Consider the following 16,171-nt stretch of genomic DNA (forward strand, 5'->3'; position numbering starts at 1 on the left):
CCATGGCGACAAGCGGCCGGGCGCCCTGGCCGATCCTCGAGGAGACAAGATGCAGGCACCTTCGGCGACGCGAGGCGGCACGACCTCGCCCGATGACACCCTCGCGGCGCCCCATGCGCAGGCGGTCGATGACGTGCTGGCGGCGTTGGCGAGTTCGCCCGAAGGCCTCGCGCCGGACGAGGCGGCCCGTCGCCTGGCCAGCCACGGCCCCAATCGGCTGCCCAGCGTGGCGGGTCGGTCGCCACTGGGCCGCTTCCTGGCGCATTTCCACAACGCTTTGATCTACTTTCTGCTGGCGGCGGCCGGGGCGGCGGCATTGCTGGGGCACCTGGTCGATGCGGCGGTCATCGTCAGCGTGGTGCTGGTCAATGCACTGGTAGGGTTCATCCAGGAAGGCCGGGCGGAAAAGGCGCTGCAGGCGATTCACGAGCTCATCGCCGCGCAGGCCCATGTGCTACGCGACGGGCGGCGCATGCAGGTGCCGGTCGAGACGCTCGTCCCCGGCGACATCGTGCTGTTGGAAGCGGGCGACCGGGTGCCGGCGGACGTGCGTCTGGTGCGGGTCAGGGCGCTGCGCATCGAGGAGGCGGTGCTGACCGGGGAGTCGGTGGCGGCGGAAAAGCAGGCGGCGCCGGCACCGGCGACGGCCGCGCTCGGCGAGCGGCATTGCATGGCGTACTCGGGCACGCTGGTGGCGACCGGGCAGGCTACCGGGGTCGTCGTGGCCACGGGTCGCGAGACCGAGATCGGGCAGATCAGCGCGTTGCTGGGCGACGTGGCGCCCTTGACCACGCCGCTGCTGCGTCAGATCAATCGCTTCACCTGGATCACCCTGGGCGTGGCCGCCGCCTTGTTCGCCTTCGCGGTGCTGGCGCGTGGCCTTGCCTGGCCGGAGGCCCTCATCATCGTGGTGGCCCTGGCGGTGGGAGCCATCCCCGAGGGCCTGCCGGCGGTCATCACCATCACGCTGGCGATCGGCGTGCAGCGCATGGCGCGCCGCAACGCGGCGATCCGGCAACTGCCCGCCGTGGAAACGCTGGGCGCCACCTCGGTCATCTGCTCCGACAAGACCGGCACCCTGACGCGCAACGAGATGACGGCGTGCCGGCTGGACGTGCCAGGTGGCGCGATCACGGTGAGCGGTGCGGGCTATGCGCCGGTGGGGCGGCTGACGACCGAGCCGGAGGCCGAGAACGTCGAGCAGTGGCGGGCGGATGCCGAGCGGCTCATCCTGGCCGGAGTGCTGTGCAACGATGCCCGGCTGCACCAGGTCGAGGGCGAGTGGCATGTGGTGGGCGATCCGATGGAGGGCGCGCTGGTGGCGCTGGCGCTCAAGGCGGGGCTGGCGCCGGGGGAGCTGCGCCGAGAGTGGACGCGCCTCGATGCGATTCCTTTCGATGCCCGGCATCGCTTCATGGCCACGCTCGACCGTCATGCGGCGGGCGGCTGCCGGATCTTCGTCAAGGGCGCACCCGATGAGCTGCTGGCGCTGTGCACGGCGCAGGCATCGGGGGAGCAAAGCGTGGCGCTGGACCGTGACGCCTGGGCCGCGCGCATCGCGCAAGCGGCCAGCGAGGGGGAGCGGGTGCTGGGGATCGCTGTCAAGCCGGTGCCGGCGGGGACCCATACGTTGCAGTTCGCCGACCTCGATGAGGGCCTGTGCTTTCTCGGCCTGGTGGGCTTCATCGATCCGCCCCGAGAGGAGGCCATCGCGGCCATCGCCGAGTGTCGCGCCGCCGGCATCGCGGTGAAGATGATCACCGGCGATCACGCCGCGACGGCGGCGGCCATTGCGCGCCAGCTCGGTCTCGGGGAGGCCCCGCACGTGCTGACCGGACGCGAGCTCGACACCATTCCGGACGACGCCCTGCCCGGCAGGGTCGTCGAGACCGCGGTCTTCGCCCGCACCACGCCGGCACACAAGCTGCGCATCGTTCGGGCGCTACAGTCGACCGGCGCCATCGTGGCGATGACCGGGGACGGCGTGAACGACGCGCCCGCCTTGAAGCAGGCGGATGTAGGGATCGGTATGGGCCACAAGGGCACCGACGCGGCCAAGGAGGCCTCGCGCATGGTGCTGCTCGACGACAACTTCGCCTCCATCGTGGCCGCCGTGCACGAGGGAAGGGTGGTCTACGACAACATCCGCAAGGTGGTGGCATGGACGCTGCCGACCAACGGCGGCGAGGTGCTGGCCGTGATCGCCGCCCTCGCGCTCAACGTGGCCATGCCGATGTCCGCCGTCCAGATCCTGTGGATCAATCTCGTCACGGCGGCCACGCTCGGCCTGGCCCTGGCGTTCGAGCCGGCCGAGTCGCAGGTCATGCGTCGCCGGCCCCGTCCCGCCGATCGGGGGCTGCTCACGCCCTTTCTGATATGGCGCGTGGCCTTCGTGTCGCTGCTGTTCATGGCGGCGGCGCTGAGCGTTTTCTTCTACTCCCTGGGCCGGGGCGACGAGCTGGCCATGGCGCGCACGCTGGTGGTCAACGTGATCGTGGTGCTGGAGGTGTGCTACCTCTTCAATGTGCGCTACCTGCACGGGAGTGCGTTTCATTGGCGCGGCGTGCTGGGCACGCCCGCCGTGCTGGCGGCGGTGGCGACCGTCGTCGTGGCGCAGCTCGCCTTCACGTACCTGCCCGTCATGCAGGCCGTCTTCGATACCCGCTCGGTCGCGCTTGCCGATGGCGCCGGAGTGATCGGCATCGGCATGCTCATGATGCTGGTGCTGGAAGTCGAGAAACTGGTGCGCAGGCGTCGGCCGAGTGCTGCGTCATCGTCCTGACGGGGCGGGCCGGGTCGGGCGTTGACGCGAGGCATGAAAAAGGGGCCCGCAGGCCCCTTCCGTTTCTCGGCATGCCGGAGAACGGTTACTGCGCGGTGATGGTGTCGGTGACCAGCTTACCGTCCATCTTGATGGGGCCGTCTTTCTTGGCGCCGAGGGTGTACTCGAACACGCCGGGCTCCATGCCGCCTTCCTCGCTGTGGACCATCAACATCAGGTGGTCGCCGGGCATGACGTCCTCGGTCAGCAGTGCGGTGACGTCCATGTTCTCGCCTTCCTGGAGCGGGGCGTGACCGACCACGGGGCCTGGTTTCATGCTCTCGTCGGTGCGGTGGACCACGAGCCAGCCGTTGCTGTTCGCCGTGACCTTCTCGGCGGACACCGTACCGTCCGCGACAGACTGATCGTCGGCCCAGACTTGTGGATGCATGTCACCGTGCATGTCCGCCTGGGCCAGGGAAGCGCCGGCGAGCAGGGTGGCGGATACGAATGCGCTTGCCATGAATTTGGTCATCATCATTCTCTCCTTGAGTTCCGAGCACGCCCCATCGTTGCGAAGTAGTTGGATGGGCGTGCTTCTAGTTACGAGGAGAGTGCGCACAAGGTTTCACCTCGGCGCGAAAAAAATCACAAGTGTTGCGATGTCGCTTGCCGATCGATGGGGTAGAGATAGCCATGAATCGCCGGGCCCGTCGGCTGACCGGTGGGTGAACCGCCCGGGGGCTCGATGCTGATGCCGAAGGTGGCCTGCTTGAGCAGATCGGAGTCGTAGTCGCTCAGGGCGTCGGCCGGCAGGCTCAAGTCGTCGTTCAACACGCCCACCGAGCGGGGCTTGGGTCCCAGCGAGTCGGCCTTGATCCATAGCTGGTAGGAGCGGTCCGGCAGTGGTTTAGCCGTCACCGGACGTACGTTGAGTCGGCGATTGTCGAGATTGACGGAGAGCATGAACGCCGGCTGCTGGTCGTCCTGTGAGAAGACGGCCACGAAGGGTGGTTCGTCCGGCGACTCGCCGAGTGGCGAGAGCAGAATCACCGCCAGCACCAGCGCTGCGGCCGTCGCCAGGGCGGTGCTCCCGCGCCAGAATCCCAGGCGGCGGCGCAGTGCGATCAACTGCGCCGTACCGTTGGCGTCGGTGTCCGGCGTAGGTTTTGTTCGAACAGGCGTCTCGAGCTCGTCGATGCGACGCTCGATCCTGGCCAGCAGGTCCGGCCCCGGGGAGACCGTGCGGACCTCGTCACCGAGTGGGGCGAGGCGCGCCTCCCAGGCGAGAATGCGCGCCTCCAGGTCGGCGTCGTGCTCCCGCCGTTGCGCCACCTCGGCGCGTTCGTCTGCCTCGAGGGTACCTAGCACGTACTCGGCAGCCAGCATGTCGATATCGTCGCGATCGGTCATGGTGCCAGGCACCCCTTGAGTTGCTTCAAGGCCCGGTGGAGCCAGGTCTTGACGGTATTCACCGGCTGTTCGAAATGCACCGCCAAGTCGGCGCGTGACCAGCCATCCAGGTATGCGCGGCGCACCATGTCCCGGCGGTCGGCCTCGAGCGCTTCCAGGCAGGCGTACAGCCGTTGGGCATCCTGCTCGTGTTCTAGGTGCTCGCGGGCACTGGGCGTGTCGGCGGCCATGTGCGACAGCGTCTCTTCCGACTCGTGTGGCGCTCGGGGCTGGCGGCGTAGCTCGTCGATGGCGGCATGGCGGGCGATGGCCACCATCCAGGCAATCGGCGAGGCGCGCTCGGCTTCGAATTGTGTCGATTTCTGCCAGATCGTGACATAGGCCTCCTGGACGACGTCGTCCGTCCGCCCGTATTCCTTCAAGATACGTAGCACCGTGCCGTAGAGTTTCGCCGAAGTGGCCTCGTAGAGTTGGGCGAAGGCCTGACGGTCACGCTGGGTCACACGCCGGAGCAGGTCGTGCAGGCGGTCTCCGGAGGCGGAGGGCGCGGACGCGTTGTCGTCTTGCGGGGTCGCGGAGACCCTGGAGGCATCGGACATACCACCTTCCCCGTCGTCGTTGTTGGGCATGCTGCCAGCGGCGCGTCTTGCATCAGCGCCAACGCGGGGCAGTTTGCAAAACCCCCGGGGCCATTACAAGCAGAGCATGTACGCCTATTGCTCGCGGCGGTGTAGGCCCAGGGCCACAACCGAACGTCCCTGGCGGAACGGGAGCGCCTCGCGCGTTGCCTTAAAGTCCGCGCTCGTGACGCCGATAGGTTAGGCACGGGGCATCGGTTCCATGCCTCTTCCCGTTCGAATCCTATCCCAAACGAGATCGTTTCCATGTTGTCTTGCTTGCCCATGTGCTACCACGTGGTGGGCGGTGCCGTATCGGCGTCGTTGCCTTTTGCATGTTTCCCCAACGAGCCGTCACGGCGGGAGGTGTGAGCATGCAATTCAAGTCTATTCGTACCCTGGTTGCGACGCTGGTCGGGGCCTGCATCGTGGTGCTGGTGGTGGCCTTGGTCGGCTATGCGACCTTTGCCAACTCCCGGTCGGCAGCGTTCGTCGAGAAACAGACTCGAGAGTTGCTCGAGGAAAACATCGAACAGCGTCTGGATGCCGTGGCCTCGACTCAGGCCGAGCGGATCAAGGCCCGCCTGAGTCAGGCGCTGAGCCAGGCACGCAATCTGGCCTCGCTCAACGAGCTGATGGGCGCAGAGCGAGGCGTCTCGATGTCCCGCGAGGAACTGTCGAACGTGATTCGCGATACCGTGGCGGAGAACCCCGACCTGCTGGATGCCTTCATCGGCTGGGAGCCCGACGCCTTCGGCGATGACAGCAACTACGTGGGGCGTGAAGACGAGGGCTATGGCCCCAATGGTCGCTTCATGCCGTGGTGGTATCGCACCGAGGATGGCGATATCGAGGTGCTGCCCCTCGGCGAGACCATGGAAAGCGAGACGCTTCAGGACAGCGGCGTGCGCGAGGGTGAATACTATCTGTGCCCACGCGAGACCCAGAAGCCCTGCGTCATCGACCCCGCGCCGTACGATTACAACGGCAAGACCTTGATGGTGACCTCGTTCAATGTGCCGGTAATGGTCGATGGCGAGTTCCGAGGCAGCGCCGGGGTCGATCTGTCGGTGGATTTCATCCAGACCTTGTTGAACGAGGCCAACCGGACGCTCTTTGAAGGTGCCGGAGAAATGGCGCTGATCGCGCCACGCGGTGGCGTGACCGCCTATACCGGGCATCCCGAAGCAGCGGGGAAACAGGCCGAGGCTGTCTTCGCCGAGGCGGTTCAGGCGCGGTTGAAGCGCGCGGGCACGGGCGATCCAGTGCGCGACGCTTCGGGCGAGATGATCGAGCTGTATTGGCCGTTCCGCCTGATGGAAGACAGCAAGCCGTGGACAGTGATGATTCGCCTGCCGGCCGATGTGGTCATGGCGGGGGCCGATAACCTTCAGGCGGCTCTCGAGGAGCAGCGTCAGGCCGATATGGTGGGCATGATCGTGGTCGGTGCGGTGATTGCGGCGTTGGGCCTGGTGGTGAGCTGGTTGCTGGGCGGCAGCTTGTCGCGACCGTTGCGCCAGTTGGCCGGACGCATGCGCGATATCGCGTCCGGTGGCGGTGATCTGACCCAACGCTTGCCGGTGCGTGGACGTAATGAGATCGCCGAGCTGGCGACACAGTTCAATGCTTTCGCCGACAAGATGAATGATGTGCTGTTGGATGTCCGCGATAGCAGCGACTCGGTCCGCGTGGCGTCCTCGGAGATCGCCTCGGCGAGCCAGGATCTCGCCAGTCGCACGGATACCACCGCTTCCAGCCTGCAGGAAACCTCGGCCTCGATGGAGGAGTTGACCAGTACCGTCTCGCATACCGCAGACTCGGCGAGTCAGGCCAGCGGCCTGGCCGAAGCGGCCAGTCAGTCGGCGACACGCGGTGGCGAGGTCGTCGGGGACGTGGTCAAGACCATGGACGAGATCGAGACCGCCACGCAGCAAGTCGCCGAGATCGTCACCACCATGGATGGCATCGCCTTCCAGACCAACCTGCTGGCCTTGAATGCCTCCGTGGAGGCGGCGCGTGCCGGCGAGGAAGGGCGTGGCTTCGCGGTGGTCGCCAGCGAGGTGCGCCAACTCGCCACGCGCAGTGCCGAAGCGGCCCGCGAGATCAAGTCGCTGATCGACAATGCCTCGAGCAAGACCCACAGCGGCGCCGAACTGGCGCGCAGCGCAGGCACGGCGATGAACGAGATCGTCGAGGGCGTGGCACGCGTCACGGACGTGCTCAACGAGATCAGCGCCGCGACCAGCGAACAGCGCGACGGCATCAGCCAGGTCAACGTGGCGGTGACCGACCTTGACAACATGACACAGCAAAACGCTGCCATGGTCGAGGAAAGCGCCACCGCTGCCGCCGAGCTCAAGGGTCAGTCGGAACGTCTCGCCGAGACGGTGGGGGCCTTCACACTGCGCGAGCGTGGCCAGAACACGAGCGAACCTGCCGCCTTGCCGAGTGCCTCCCACACGAGCTGATGCGTCACGGCAATGTGCCATGACGAGAAGCCGCCGGTATCAACCGGCGGCTTTTTCATTTTGCAGGGAGGGGCGACTTGCTGGGGGGTTGAGTGTCAGAAATATCATGCATGAGTGCCGCACCGTCGTCTGGCATTTGAAACCTGAGCTTAAAGGGTCTGCCAGGGGGAGGCCGGCACTTCTGCGAGGACCTCGTCGATGATCGTCAATGCTTGCGCTAGCGATTGGCTGTCGACGGGTGGCCCTAGGCACAGTCGCAGCGCTTGCGGCGCTGGTTCGCTTCCCATGCAGAATGGTTCTGGGGTGGAGACCTTGACGCCGCGTCGCGCCAGCAGGATTTGCAACTCACTGCTGCGCCGCCCTGACGGGAGTGGCAGCCATACTATCGACGAGCCCTCGTGGCTGAGCGGTCCATAGGCGGCCAGGCGCTTCAGCGCCAGTTCGCGGCGGGCGGCAAGCTCACCGATCTGCCAGTGCAATAGTTCTCGGCTGCCGGGATCCTCCATCCAATGACAGGCCGCCTCTACCATCAGTGGCGGTGTCATCCAGCTCTGGGCGCGGATCGCCGCCCCCAGGCGTTCCAGGAGGCGTTCTGGCACTGTAAGACTGCCGATGCGTAGCCCGCCGGCCAACACCTTGGAGGTGCTGAAGATGTGCAAGGTGCGCTCTGGCGCTAGCGTGACGAGTGGCGTGCCACGATTGGCCTCTGGCAGATACTGCACGGCGTCTTCGATCAGCCAGATGTCGTGCTCGCGGGCTAGGGTCACCAGCTGCTTGCGGCGTGTCTCATCGAGCTGGGCGCCTGTCGGGTTGTTGATATCCGGGGTGGTGTAGAGCACACGCGGTGGTTGCCGAGCGCACAGCCGGGCCAGGGCATCGACATCTAGACCGTTGGCGTCCATTGGCACTGCCATCAGGCGTAGATGGGCCTGTTGGGCGGCGCAGATGAACCCGGGGTAGGTGAGGGTGTCACTCGCGACCAGGTCGCCTGGCTGAGAGAGCGTTTGCAGTGCGAGCTGGATGCCGTGCTGGCCTCCCTGCGTAATCACCAGGCGGCTTGGATCGTCGGGGAAGCCAAGGCTGCCTTGCCAGGTGGCGATTCGCGCCCGTTGAGTCTCGTTGCCGGCCTCGGGCTGATATTCCGTGGCGGCCTGGAGGGCATCGGGCGAGACGGTGATGTGCTCGAGCGCGCGTTGCAGGCCCTGGGCTCTTGACGGGTGGGGTGGCGGCAGACTCATGCCCATGTCGATCATACCCCGGTCGAGAGGCTGGCCGGCGCGAAAGTTGGTAGGTGCTTCCTCGATCGACCGGCGCACATAGGTGCCGCTTCCAACTCGTGAGTCGACCCAACCCTGATGATGCGCCGTGGCGTAGGCGCGGGTAATGGTGCCGATGGTGACGCCCAGGCGATCGGCTAGCTGGCGTTGGGGCGGTAGCTTATCGCCGGGGGCGAGCTCGCCAAGTTCGATTCCCTTGGCGATGGCCTCGGCGATACGCCGGTAGCGTGGGCCGCCTTCAGGCAGCTCGGGTGTCCAAATTGTCATGGTGACAATAAAACCTTTGACGCCTTTATTGTACTCATTATGCTCAATATAGTTGGTAAATTGAAACCATGAATTCTAAATTGTAGGGGTACAATTAAGATGGAGACCTTGGCCGCTCTTGGGCCCGCCGCCCTGTTCATGATTTCCATGAGCATCACGCCAGGCCCCAATAACGTGATGCTTACTGCCTCCGGGGCCAATTACGGCTTCCGACGTACCCTGCCGCATCTGTTAGGCATCCTGGGCGGTTGCTTCCTGTTGTTTTCGGGCGTGGCGTTAGGCTTGGGGATGATCTTCGAGCGCTTTCCATTGGTACAGACGTCGCTACGGGTGATCGGCAGCCTCTATTTGCTGTACCTCGCCTGGGGGATTGCCACGGCGCCGCCACCCCGCCTCGGTGATATCCAGGGGCGGCCGCTTAGTTTCTGGCAGGCGGCGGCATTCCAGTTCGCTAATCCCAAGGCCTGGGTCATGGGCTTGACGCTAATGGCGAGCTTTTTGCCCGAGGATGGCAATACCATGGTCAATGCGTTCGCACTGGCGGGAGCGGCCGAACTCGTGGCCTTTCCTTGTATCGCGCTATGGGCGGGGTTTGGCATGGCCATTGGTCGCTGGCTCAAGGGACCGCGTGCCTGGAGAGTGTTCAATGGGACCATGGGGGCGCTCACCGCCGCCTGTGTGATCTTTATCCTCGGCTGAGACTAGGCGAATACGCTAAAGCGCGTCGTACGACTGCGTCGATGCAAGGCATCGCACGCGGCGCAACTTTGAACTAAAGTTGTATAGGCAAGTCGTGAGTTATCAGCAACACGCGAGACCAAGCGAGTGGAGGTCACGAGATGATTACCAAGGATGATGTGGAATTGGCGCGGCATGCGCCGTGGTTGGAAACCCCGCGCGTCGACGATACTAGCCCTGAAAACAGTGCACTGTTCACGATCGGGACCATCATCGAGGCGCAGGTGCGCGAGGCGTCGCGTCCGCTGCGTGACGTCGTCGACGAAATGGTACGTCGCTTCTCGCCCTGGGGGCTTGATTCGCGCCTGGCGGAAACGGCCTATCGCTACGTGCATTGCTGGGGTTGAGGTGATCAAGGCATGTCGCTGCGACGATAAACGTTGCGTTGCGGCATGCCTCGCCCCACAATGCGCCGCAGCGGAAGGGGAGTATTCCCGAAGCGGGTCGCACGACCTGTTCTTTGTGTTGTCATCGTCAGCACGGGCGCAACGCCCCGGTGACAGCGGCTCGGCACTCATGTCGAGCGGGAGAGACCTTCGGCAACGCTGACCGTTGACCGGAGGTAGACCTATGCACGTCCCCTTGTGGGTATGGCTGGCCACTGTGGCTGGCTTCACTGCGCTGTTCGTTTTCGATTTTTTCTCTCATGTCCGCAAACCGCACGAGCCGAGTTTCAAGGAATCGGCGGCTTGGACGTGTGTGTATATTGCCTTGGCCATGGTGTTCGGGGTAGGGCTGTGGCTGGTTTGGGGGCCGCAGCGCGGCGCCGAGTACTTCGCCGGCTTCATCACCGAGAAGAGCTTGTCGGTGGATAATCTGTTCGTGTTCGTGATCATCATGAGCAAGTTTGCGGTGCCGCGTATCCATCAGCAGAAAGCGCTTCTGATCGGGATTGTCATCGCCTTGATCATGCGCGGCGTCTTCATCGCTGTGGGCGCAGCGGCGATCCATCAGTTCAGTTGGGTGTTCTATATCTTCGGTGCCTTCCTGCTTTGGACGGCCTACAAGCTGGCCAAGGAAAGCTTCGAGGACCATGATGCAGAAGAGGAATACCGCCCCAATCTAGCGGTACGCCTGGCGCAGCGCTGGCTGCCTGTCACCAATGAATATCACGGCAAGAAGTTGCTGGCGAAAGTCGACGGCAAGCGTGTGGTGACGCCACTTTTCATGGTGATCGTGGCGCTGGGCTTTACCGATCTTTTGTTTGCGCTGGACTCCATTCCCGCCATCTATGGGCTGACGCGTGAGCCCTATATCGTCTTTACGGCGAACGCTTTCGCGTTGCTGGGATTGCTGCAGCTTTACTTCCTGCTGGGCGGCTTGTTGTCACGTCTGGTCTACCTGGGACTGGGGCTGTCGGTGATCCTGGGCTTCATCGGCGTCAAGCTGGTGCTCGAGGCGTTGCATGAGAATACGCTGCCGTTCATCAACGGTGGCCATCCCATCGAGTCGATTCCCGAGATTCCCATCTGGCTGTCGATGACCATCATCGTCGGCGCGCTGGTGGTTACCAGCGTGGCGAGCTGGATCAAGGATCGCCGCGACCGGGCCCGTGCCTGATCGCATGATGGCAAGATAAGTGCCGCGTTAGCTGGTGTCGGCCGTTGCGCCGTAAAGCCGGTGCAGCAAGCCGCGAAGTTTGGCCATCGAGCGCGCGGGCGTGTCGCGGGGCGGGTGCATACCGCGCTGGAAGCCATGCGCCAGGAAGGGGGCGATCAGCGCAGGGTCGCCACTGATGACGTGAACCGGCACCTCCTTGCTGGGCGTAAAGCCCAGCATGCCTGGCGCGGCCTGATGATCGCCAAGCAGAATCAGTAGGGTGTCGTCGTCCACGAAACGCGTGGCGTACTCGCCGGCGACCGCCAGTGAATATGCCAGTGCCGGGCCATAGCGTTGACGCATGCCGGCGTTGTCCCCCCAGAGTTCGTAAAAGTTGCTGCCGTCGCCTTCCCAGCGCGCGAACGCCTTGCCGTCGTCGAGTTCGTCCCAAGGCAGCGGTTCGATCACCGGCACCCAGGGTGCATGGCTGCTGATCAGGGCCAATTCGGCGAATACTGGCTCAGGGTGCGTGTTTCGCACCTGGCGCAGGCGGTGCCAGACGAACTGATCGGGAATCGTGACCCAGCCCAGGCGCGGCCCGCGATAGTCGAGCCGTGAATCGTCGTGAATCTCGTCGTAGCCGAGTCGCCGCCCTGCGGGCCAATCCCGATAGATTGCCGGCATCATGGCGACGCTGGTGTGTCCGGTGTTTTCGAAGTCGTTGATCAAGGTGGCTCGAGGACTTTCGAGGAAGAGGTCGTAGCGCAGTGTGGAGTCGATCCACAACCCGCTGAGCACACTGGCATGCGCCAGGCGTGACTGTCCGCCAAGCGTAGGCGACACGAGCCGGCCGCTGGCCACGCTGAGCCCGGCTTGCGCGAAGGCCTCGGTCATGGCATCGAGCCGGGCGTTCACCGGCCCGGCGAAGGGCTCATGGTCGAGCGCGGCCATGCCGTAGGACTCCACGAACGCCAGGATGACATCGCGGCCCTCGAGTCCGGGCAAGGGCTGCCCCTCGGGGGCGTCCAGCGGGGTCTTGCGCTGTGCCAGCCGTGCGTCGAAATCGCGCACCGCGACATGCGTTGCATAGGCACGCGAGGCTTGCCCGGCGAGGAGGCTGACGCCGGGCGTGCCGAGCCATGCCATGTGCCGCGTGAGGCCGAGCTGTAGCGCGCCTAGGCTCAAGATGAGCATACATATGACCCCGGTGCGTGCTGTTGCACGGCGTGGGCGTGGCAGGGTGGCAAGCAGGTGGGCGAGGCTGCAGCCGAGGGCGAGCAAGATGACAAGCGTTGCCGTCACCAGCACGAGGCTGAGTGTCATGCCCAAGTTGTCACGCAAGAGCTCCAGGAAGATCGGCAGTTGCGCGGGGTCGAGGTAGGGATTGAACAGCCGACCGCGAATTTCCTGGGTGACCGTGTCGCCTAATGCGCCGAGCAAGGCGATGGCGATGAGAGTGCCGCCTACGTGGCCCAGCCAGCGTCGGCTGCGGTGGCGTGGCCACAGGCTCAGCATGGCAATCAGTATCACGCCCTCCACGGCCAGCCATGGCATGTCGGCGATACCGAGGCGGGGGACCGCCGTGGCGATCAGTGCGAGGTTGACGAGTAACAGTGTCAGCCACCAGCGAACCATGGGCTTTCCTTGTCCGTATAGATCAAAAAGTATCTAAGGCCATTCCCACAAATAACTTCCTGGAATATTCGTGATTCGTCACAATGCGGGCATCGTATCTCTTGTTAGGACACTGGTGGTATGCCGTTCGATGCTTGGTTGACGTTGGCCACTGTGGCGGCGTCTTTTCTGTTGATGGCGACGAGTCGCCTCGGCCCCGATGTCATTCTCATGGGCGCGGTGATCGCGCTGTTCGGTGCTGGCGTCATCAACGCCGACGAGGCCTTGGCCGGCTTTTCCAACACCGGGCTATTCACCGTGGCCTTCATGTACATCCTCGTGGCCAGCATACGCGAGACGGGCGGGGTCGACCTGCTGATCCGCTATGTGTTGGGGCGTCCGCGTCGTGAGCTAGGGGCCCAGGCGCGTTTGCTACTGCCTGTGGCGGCGACCAGCGCTTTTCTCAACAATACGCCGGTGGTGGCGACATTTCTGCCGGCGGTGCTGAGCTGGAGTCGGCGACTGCGCTTGCCGGCACATCGTTTGTTGATGCCGCTGAGTTTCGCCTCGATTCTGGGCGGCACTTGTTCGCTGCTCGGTACCAGCACCAATCTGGTGGTCGATGGACTGCTGCGCGAGCGTTATCCCGAGCGGGCCCTGCATTTGTTCGATATCGCTTGGGTTGGGGTGCCCGTGGCTTTGGTGGGGCTGGCCTATCTAATGCTGGTAGGCCGCTGGTTGTTGCCCAAGCGCCGTACTGCGGCGGATGTGTTCGAGAATCCGCGCGAGTACACCATCGAGATGCAGGTCGACCCACAGGGGCCGATCGTCGACAAGAGCGTCGAAGAGGCCGGGCTTCGCCATCTGGACGGTTTGTTCTTGGTCGAGATCGAGCGCGAGGGCAACGTCGTCTCGGTGGTCGGGCGTGGCGAGCGTCTCAAGCCCAACGATCGGCTGGTATTCGCCGGGACTACGGAAGCGGCGGTGGAGCTGCAGCAGATTCGCGGCCTGCGACCCACCGGGCAGGGGCCATCGAGCCTCAAGAAATCCTTCGCCGAGCGGCGCTTGGTCGAGGCGGTAGTTTCAGAGCAATGCCAGTTTTTGGGGCGACGTCTGCGCGAGGGGCATTTTCGTACCTTCTACGGTGCTTCGGTGCTGGCGGTTTGTCGCCATGGCGAGCGGGTATCCGGCAATCTGGGGCAGATCCAGCTACAGCCGGCGGACGTGCTGCTCATGGAGGTCCGCCCGGCGTTCATCGAACGCCATCGCCAGTCGCGAGATTTCCTGCTGATCAGCGAGCTCAACGGCCAGGCGCGCCCGCACCACGAGCGCGCTTGGGTGGCGTGGTCGATCATGCTGGGCGTGGTCGCCCTGGCGGCGTTCGGCGTATTGAGCCTGCTCAAGGCGGCGATGCTCGGCGCCGCTTTGGCGCTGGTGACAGGCTGCTGCACGATTAGCGCCGCGCGGCGGGGGCTGGATACGCAGGTGCTGCTGACCATTGCTGCCGCGTTCGGCCTGGGGGCGGCGATGGAAAGCTCCGGCGCCGCCTCGGCCCTGGCCCAGGGCGCCCTGGCGTTGGCCGACGGCAATCCGTATTTGTTGCTGATCGGTACTTATCTGGTGGTGGCGCTGCTCACCGAAATCGTCACTAACAATGCAGCGGCGGTGATCAGCTTCCCGATCGTCACCGGTGCCGCGCAGCAACTGGGTGTAGATATCATGCCGTTCGTGATTGCGGTGATGTTCGCCGCCTCGGCGAGTTTTCTGACCCCCATCGGCTATCAGACCAACTTGATGGTCTATGGGCCCGGCGGGTATCGCTTCAGCGATTATCTGCGCGTGGGCGGTGGGCTGAGTGTATTGGTGGGCGGGGTGACGCTGGCGTTGATTCCGCTGTTCTGGCCGTTCTAGGTGATGTTCAGACGAGGCCTAGGCCGCGATGGCTAAACATCGTCGCGGCATGGACAGCGCTGTGCGTTTTGCACATCCTGTGTATTTTGATCCGCGCAAACCTTTTCAAGGAGCCGAGCCGATGGCCGATTCTTCGCCACTGATCATCGAACCCCACCAACGCACCGCCGATGCCACGGTGATTCTGCTGCATGGGTTGGGCGCCGACGGTCACGATTTCGAGCCGCTGGTGCCGGCGCTACCACTGGAAGACTCGCTGGCGGTGCGCTTCATCCTGCCGCATGCGCCGCGTTTGGCGGTGACGGTCAACGGTGGCATGGAAATGCCGGCGTGGTATGACATCCTCGACATGAACCTGGGCCGGCGCATCGACGAGGCCCAGCTCAAGGCGTCGGCGGATAGGGTACAGGCGCTGATCGATGCCGAGATCGCCAAGGGGATCGACAGCAGCCGCATCGCCATTGCCGGGTTCTCACAGGGCGGCGCGGTGGCCTATCACGCGGCGTTGACCTATCCCCAGCCGCTGGCGGGCCTGCTGGCGCTGTCGACTTACTTCGCGACGGCTGAGTCGATCCAGCCCAGCGAAGCCAATCGCGCACTGCCCATCGAGGTGCACCACGGTAGCTTCGACCCGGTGGTGCCTGAAACCTTGGGCCATGAGGGCGCCGAGCGGGCCGAGGCGCTTGGCTATGCGGTGAACTACCGTACTTACCCCATGCAGCATGCGCTGTGTCCCGAACAGATTGGTGACATTGGCCATTGGCTGAACGCGCGGCTAGGCGTAGAGAGGGCGTGATGCAGACCATGGAAGAACCTGAGCCCGGCGACGGCGTACGTCTGTCCACGCCTGCCGCGAAGCGCAATCGTGACCCCATTCTGGCGCTGCTGCGCGAGGTGTTGCCCGACTCGGGACGCGTACTCGAGATCGCTAGCGGCAGCGGCGAGCATGCGGTGTATTTTGCTCAACATTTGCCGACGCTCGTCTGGCAGCCCAGCGACCCGAGCGAGCGGGCGCGGCGTTCCATCGCCGCCTGGCAGCGTCACGCGGCGCTTGCCAACCTGCACTTGCCTTTGGCGCTGGACGTGACCCAGCCTTGGCCCGATGACGCCGGCTATCCGTCCGCCATGCTGTGCATCAACATGCTGCATATTTCGCCATGGGCGGCGACCCAGGCGCTGTTGCGCGAGGCAGGGCAGCGCTTGCCTGAAAATGGCGTGCTGGTTGTCTATGGCCCCTTCATGCGCGATGGCGAACACACCGCCGCGAGCAATGCAGCCTTCGATGCCGACCTGCGCCAGCGCGACCCCGCCTGGGGTATTCGTGCGCTGGAAGATGTCGAGGCCGAGGCTCGGCTAAACGGGCTTGCGTTGCAGCGTGTCGATGAACTGCCGGCGAACAACCTGGGCGCGGTCTTTCTGCGGCGCTAACGTGGGTTGGAAAGTGCCTGCGCTTGATTTCTCCGCCATGACCCCAAACACTGTAGACAGGCCATGGATAGATAGACACATGGATCGCGAGGGTCGCGGCGCGGCGCTCGTTCCGCCACTGCAGGCTCATGGAGGACA

At 64.5% G+C, this 16,171-nt stretch carries 13 protein-coding genes; 8 read left to right on the forward strand and 5 right to left on the reverse strand.

Annotation, left to right across the window (positions count from 1 at the left end; translation table 11 throughout):
- The first annotated feature begins 49 nt into the window (after positions 1–49).
- Entirely contained in the window at positions 50–2,782 is a 2,733-nt protein-coding gene (locus tag RVY79_RS10590; RefSeq protein WP_317464100.1) for an HAD-IC family P-type ATPase, read from the forward strand.
- Between the two features lie 85 nt (positions 2,783–2,867).
- On the opposite strand, the gene RVY79_RS10595 is transcribed toward RVY79_RS10590, so the two are convergent.
- The 3 genes from RVY79_RS10595 to RVY79_RS10605 all read right to left on the reverse strand — a co-directional run bounded on the left by RVY79_RS10595 (position 2,868) and on the right by RVY79_RS10605 (position 4,773).
- Positions 2,868–3,299: a hypothetical protein gene (locus tag RVY79_RS10595; protein WP_317464101.1), complete on the reverse strand. Its 432-nt coding sequence runs from the start codon at positions 3,297–3,299 to the stop codon at positions 2,868–2,870.
- 110 nt (positions 3,300–3,409) lie between these two features.
- Positions 3,410–4,174, reverse strand: coding sequence for an anti-sigma factor domain-containing protein (locus tag RVY79_RS10600; RefSeq protein ID WP_317464102.1), 765 nt, complete (start codon positions 4,172–4,174; stop codon positions 3,410–3,412).
- On the reverse strand, positions 4,171–4,773 hold the full coding sequence (locus RVY79_RS10605) for a sigma-70 family RNA polymerase sigma factor (RefSeq protein ID WP_317464103.1): 603 nt from the start codon (positions 4,771–4,773) through the stop codon (positions 4,171–4,173). Before RVY79_RS10605 ends, RVY79_RS10600 begins: the two co-directional genes overlap by 4 nt.
- Positions 4,774–5,165: 392 nt before the next feature.
- On the opposite strand from RVY79_RS10605, the gene RVY79_RS10610 reads away from it, so the two are divergent.
- Complete coding sequence (locus tag RVY79_RS10610; RefSeq protein WP_317464104.1) at positions 5,166–7,259, forward strand: methyl-accepting chemotaxis protein; 2,094 nt, start codon at positions 5,166–5,168, stop codon at positions 7,257–7,259.
- A 149-nt stretch (positions 7,260–7,408) separates the two neighbouring features.
- Here RVY79_RS10610 and RVY79_RS10615 read toward each other — a convergent pair whose 3' ends face one another.
- Positions 7,409–8,803, reverse strand: a complete 1,395-nt coding sequence (locus tag RVY79_RS10615; RefSeq protein WP_317464105.1) for a PLP-dependent aminotransferase family protein — start codon at positions 8,801–8,803, stop codon at positions 7,409–7,411.
- 99 nt (positions 8,804–8,902) lie between these two features.
- On the opposite strand from RVY79_RS10615, the gene RVY79_RS10620 reads away from it, so the two are divergent.
- From RVY79_RS10620 to RVY79_RS10630, 3 genes are all read left to right on the forward strand, one after another.
- A complete protein-coding gene (locus RVY79_RS10620; protein ID WP_317464106.1) occupies positions 8,903–9,502 on the forward strand; it encodes a LysE family translocator in 600 nt (199 codons plus the stop codon).
- A 140-nt stretch (positions 9,503–9,642) separates the two neighbouring features.
- A complete protein-coding gene (locus RVY79_RS10625) occupies positions 9,643–9,888 on the forward strand; it encodes a hypothetical protein (RefSeq protein ID WP_317464107.1) in 246 nt (81 codons plus the stop codon).
- Positions 9,889–10,111: 223 nt separating this feature from the next.
- Positions 10,112–11,101: a TerC family protein gene (locus RVY79_RS10630; RefSeq protein ID WP_317464108.1), complete on the forward strand. Its 990-nt coding sequence runs from the start codon at positions 10,112–10,114 to the stop codon at positions 11,099–11,101.
- A gap of 27 nt (positions 11,102–11,128) precedes the next feature.
- On the opposite strand, the gene RVY79_RS10635 is transcribed toward RVY79_RS10630, so the two are convergent.
- A complete protein-coding gene (locus RVY79_RS10635) occupies positions 11,129–12,715 on the reverse strand; it encodes an alkaline phosphatase (protein WP_317464109.1) in 1,587 nt (528 codons plus the stop codon).
- 120 nt (positions 12,716–12,835) lie between these two features.
- Here RVY79_RS10635 and RVY79_RS10640 point away from each other — a divergent pair, with 120 nt between their 5' ends.
- From RVY79_RS10640 to RVY79_RS10650, 3 genes are all read left to right on the forward strand, one after another.
- Complete coding sequence (locus tag RVY79_RS10640; RefSeq protein WP_317464110.1) at positions 12,836–14,605, forward strand: SLC13 family permease; 1,770 nt, start codon at positions 12,836–12,838, stop codon at positions 14,603–14,605.
- A gap of 121 nt (positions 14,606–14,726) precedes the next feature.
- Positions 14,727–15,401, forward strand: coding sequence for an alpha/beta hydrolase (locus tag RVY79_RS10645; RefSeq protein WP_317464111.1), 675 nt, complete (start codon positions 14,727–14,729; stop codon positions 15,399–15,401).
- Positions 15,401–16,033 (forward strand): DUF938 domain-containing protein, encoded by a 633-nt coding sequence (locus RVY79_RS10650; RefSeq protein WP_317464112.1) that lies wholly within the window; start codon positions 15,401–15,403, stop codon positions 16,031–16,033. The genes RVY79_RS10645 and RVY79_RS10650 overlap by 1 nt, the downstream gene beginning before the upstream one ends.
- Positions 16,034–16,171: the final 138 nt, after the last annotated feature.

Source organism: Chromohalobacter sp. HP20-39 (assembly GCF_033052815.1).
In the GTDB taxonomy this organism is placed as follows: domain Bacteria; phylum Pseudomonadota; class Gammaproteobacteria; order Pseudomonadales; family Halomonadaceae; genus Chromohalobacter.